Annotated in this window: 4 protein-coding genes and 1 pseudogene; 1 reads left to right on the forward strand and 4 read right to left on the reverse strand. The window is 70.6% G+C overall.

The features are described from left to right. The 4 genes from HMPREF0731_RS25960 to HMPREF0731_RS16705 all read right to left on the reverse strand — a co-directional run. Nucleotides 1-218: hypothetical protein (locus HMPREF0731_RS25960; protein WP_211207948.1), on the reverse strand; the 218-nt coding region annotated here is incomplete at its 3' end. 156 nt (nucleotides 219-374) lie between these two features. Beyond that, nucleotides 375-1,337: a replication protein RepA gene (locus HMPREF0731_RS16695; RefSeq protein ID WP_007005353.1), complete on the reverse strand. Its 963-nt coding sequence runs from the start codon at nucleotides 1,335-1,337 to the stop codon at nucleotides 375-377. A gap of 564 nt (nucleotides 1,338-1,901) precedes the next feature. Continuing rightward, nucleotides 1,902-2,639 (reverse strand): YoaK family protein, encoded by a 738-nt coding sequence (locus tag HMPREF0731_RS16700; RefSeq protein ID WP_007005354.1) that lies wholly within the window; start codon nucleotides 2,637-2,639, stop codon nucleotides 1,902-1,904. Between the two features lie 123 nt (nucleotides 2,640-2,762). Next, nucleotides 2,763-3,092: a hypothetical protein gene (locus HMPREF0731_RS16705; protein ID WP_007005355.1), complete on the reverse strand. Its 330-nt coding sequence runs from the start codon at nucleotides 3,090-3,092 to the stop codon at nucleotides 2,763-2,765. Nucleotides 3,093-3,454: 362 nt separating this feature from the next. Between HMPREF0731_RS16705 and HMPREF0731_RS16710 the strand changes: the two are divergent. Beyond that, nucleotides 3,455-3,756: pseudogene (locus tag HMPREF0731_RS16710) on the forward strand (efflux transporter periplasmic adaptor subunit); the annotation flags it as partial.

Consider the following 3,756-nt stretch of genomic DNA (forward strand, 5'->3'; position numbering starts at 1 on the left):
CGCAGCCGCGCCGCGGAGCGGGCGCGCAGGGCGGCGATCGCGGCGGCGAGGCGGGACGCGGAGGGCATGCCCGAACAGGGGACGAAGAATGCTGCGGGATTGTTAATCAATCCGGATTCGGATCGTTTTTCCGCTGTGCTGTTCGGGCGCTGTCGGTCCTGGCCGCCAAATCGCGCAGTGCCAAGGGATTGAAACCGGTCGGTCGTGAAAGGAATCAACCGTCGGGGAGGTCATGCGCCGTGCAAACGCATGCGCAAGCATCGCCTGATCCATGATGATCGTCAATGGAACCCGTCGCGCCACTGCCACTCTGGGTTGTGGAACGCGGCGCCAGGGTTTGGACCCTGGGCATGCGGCGCGGTTCACCGGGCGGGTCAGGCCGCGTTGCGGCTGAGGATGGGGGGACGGGTCGGCTTCAGGATCAGGCCTGTGTCCGAGACCTCGACCCCGCGCTCCCCTGCCTCCGGATAGACCGCGAGGGCGGAGGGCAGGATCTTGCTGAGGAAGGCGCGCTTGAACGCCGCCACCTGCCCGTATCCCGAGCCGAACTGGCTGTGCAGCGCCGCCCAGGAGATCGGCGTCGGCCGCTTCAGCGAGTGCAGCCGGTAGGCCAGCCAGCAATAGGTGTCGATCGCCATGGAGGAGTTGGAGATGTGGCGGATCGCCCGCTCCTCCACCGGCACGGCGTGCTCCTTCAGCGAGCGGAAGAAGCTCTCCGACAGCACGACGCCCTCCTGGAACAGGCTCTGCTGCCGGCTGTCCTGCTCGCGCCCGTCGAGGAAGAGCAGCCCCTCGTCGACGATCGACTGGTTGCGGATGGCACGCACCCCGTCGCGCTCGGCATGGAAGCTGAAGCGGCAGCTGGCGATGCGCTCGGCCTGCTGGCGCACCAGCTTGTAGCTCTTGCCGCCGGCCTTCTTGTCCATGCGGCCGAACCACTCGTTCATCGAGCGGCCAAGCTCGATGTTGCGGCTGTTGGTGCGCAGCGCCTCGGATTGCAGGTAGATCATGATCAGCCGCGCGGTCGGGCCGAAGGGGACGCCGATCCACTCATCGGCCTCGCCGGGCAGGGCGCGGCGGCCGGGCTCGACCAGCAGCACCACATTGCCGTTCTCCAGCCGCCAGGCCTTGTCGTCGGCGATGCGGCTGTGCGGCAGCGCGGTCATGCACCAGCCGGAATAGAGGAAGTTGGGGATGCCGACCTCCTCGTCGGCCCCGTAGGAGGCGATGATCTCGACCAGCCGCCGGTCATCGTGCCGGGCGATGGCGCCAAGCCTGCCATGCTCCTCGACCAGGCGACGCGCGGAGCGGACCTCCTCCATGACTTCACTCCCCATGCCGAAGCCTGTCTCCGATTAGCCCAGAGGCGGCGGCGCTGGCAGCTTGGACTTTGGTCAGCGGGCTAGTTGGAAGGATATTTGGTTTTCTTGGATATTTGCTGTGTGACCCAGGTCCAAGGGGATGAAACCGGCAAGTGCCTGATTCCACTGTGACGGCCAAAAGCCGCCGCTGACCAGGGTCCAAATCCGCCTGACCAAGGTCCAGGAGCGGCGGTTGCCCGGCGGTGGACAACGACTCGCGCCAGCCCGTCCACCGCGCCGCCCGCCACCCCGGCGTCCGAGGTCGCGCGGGGTTGGACCTTGGTCACAGGGGGGGGCGCTCCGGCCGGAGTCGCGGGCCGCCGCCGCCCATGGCGCGGCGCTTGGACCTTGGTCTTGCCCGGTGGTCCCACGCCGGGCCGCGGCGGGCGCGGGGAGGTTGGACCTTGGTCACCACCGGCGCCGCCGGAGGGAGGGCGGCCAGGTCTTGGACTTTGGTCATGCGGCGTGGCCAGGCATTGGACCTTGGTCACAAGGCTGTGCGGGGAAGATCGAAAAAACAGGTATTTGCATGGATTTCTGTCAGCTGCCCGGCAGGATTCGCGTCTCTGCCAGCCACAGCAGCAGCGCCGCCAGCGGCAGGCAGGAGGCGAAGCCCAGATGCCCGAAGCCCAGCGCGCCCAGCAGCCCGCCCAGGAAGAAGCCGCCCAGCAGCCCGGCCAGCAGCCGGATCTTGGCGCGGTCGGCGCGCACGAACAGCGCGTCCTGCGGCCCGCCCAGCCGGTTCCAATAGGCCAGCTTGCCCAGCTCGATGCCCAGATCGGTGACGATGCCGGTGACATGGGTGGTGCGGATGCGCGCGCCGGAGATCTTGGTGATGGTGGCGTTCTGCAGCCCCATCAGGAAGCAGAGCAGCGGCACCGCCGGCACCACCACCAGCGCGGCGCCCTGGAAGGCGGCGCCGAGCAGGCCGAAGCCCAGCAGCAGCGCCGCCTCCAGCCGCAGCGGCAGGGCGTAGGGGCTGGCATGGCCGCGCCGCCTGCCCCAGTTGATCAGCATGGCGGACAGGGCGGCGCCGCCCAGGAAGGGCAGCAGCGCCGCCAGCCCGGCCATCACCGCGGCGAAGGCGCCGAGCGCCAGGTCATCGGCCAGGGCCGAGACATAGCCCGACATGTGCGAGGTGTAGTGGCCGACCAGCATCAGCCCGCCGGCATTGATCGCGCCGGCGACGAAGGCCAGCGCCAGGCCGAAGCGCCGCTCGCTGAGATGCGCGAAGGGCCGGCGCGGCAGCAGCGGCGGGCGGCGCGGCGTGTCCCGCATGGTTCCGCCCTCTCGCCGCATCGCCCAGCCTCCCGACAAGCCGCCACCCCGAACGCAGAACGCCCCGCCAGGGGCGGGGCGTTCCTCGGACTATAGGCGGGAAGCGGGGCCGGAGCCTATGGCTCAGGCCTCGTCCTCATCCTCCTCCTCGTCCGGGTCCATGATCGGGACCAGGAACAGCACCACGGCGCCGTCCTCCTCGTCCTCCTCGTCCTCTTCCTCGTCGCCGGCCTCGGCCTCCGGCTCGTCCTCGCTCTCGTCGAACTCGGCGATCTCGTCCTCATTGGCCGGGCGCAGCACCAGCTCGGCCTGGCCGTCCCACAGCGGCTGGTCGTCGCTCAGCAGCCGCTGCAGATCCTCGCGGAAGGAGGGGTTGGCCACCAGGTCGCGGGCATCCTCCTCATCGGTGCCGATCACCGCGATGGCGCGGCCACCGATCTCGAGCGTGAACATGGGCTTATCCTCTCCGTGTGTGGTCGGACCGCGGTGCAACGCGCGGGACGGGGCGATCCTGGGCGGGGAAGCATGCCCCGGGGCCGGACCGATCCGCCGCCGGGGCGGAGGCTGCCGGGCGCTAGGAGGCCCCATGAAGCACAGGAGGCGGCATCCTGTCAGCTCCTGCCTGCCGGCTTTTCCGGCGGTGCTGCCCTGCGGTGGGCCGGGGTGGGCGATCCGTGGCCTTCGGGGCCACCGTCGCGCCGGCGTGACGCCGCGCGGCCGGGCTTGCCCTGTATCAAGGCCGGGTGGGGCCCAGGGCGCTACAGCCGGGCGGAGCGGCCCGGCGCGGGCCGGTGGCAGGCAAGGGGAGAGTGGCCGTGGCGAGGCGGGGCTGGATCTGGGGCGTGGCGGCGCTGGCGGTGGTGACGGGCGCGGCCTGGGCGGGCTGGCGGTATTTCGCCGCCGAGCCCGCCCTGCCGCCCTTCATCGTCGCGGTGAATGGCCGAATCGAGGCCGAGCAGATCGACATCGCCAGCAAGATCGCCGGCCGCGTCGCCAGCCTCGCCATCGAGGAAGGGCAGATGCTGGAGGCGGGCGCGGTGGTGGCGCGGCTCGATGCCAGCACCCAGCAGGCGCAGCTGCGCGCCGCCGCGGCGCAGCTGGCCGAGGCCGAGCAGGC

The sequence above is a fragment of the Pseudoroseomonas cervicalis ATCC 49957 genome, assembly GCF_000164635.1.
In the GTDB taxonomy this organism is placed as follows: domain Bacteria; phylum Pseudomonadota; class Alphaproteobacteria; order Acetobacterales; family Acetobacteraceae; genus Pseudoroseomonas; species Pseudoroseomonas cervicalis.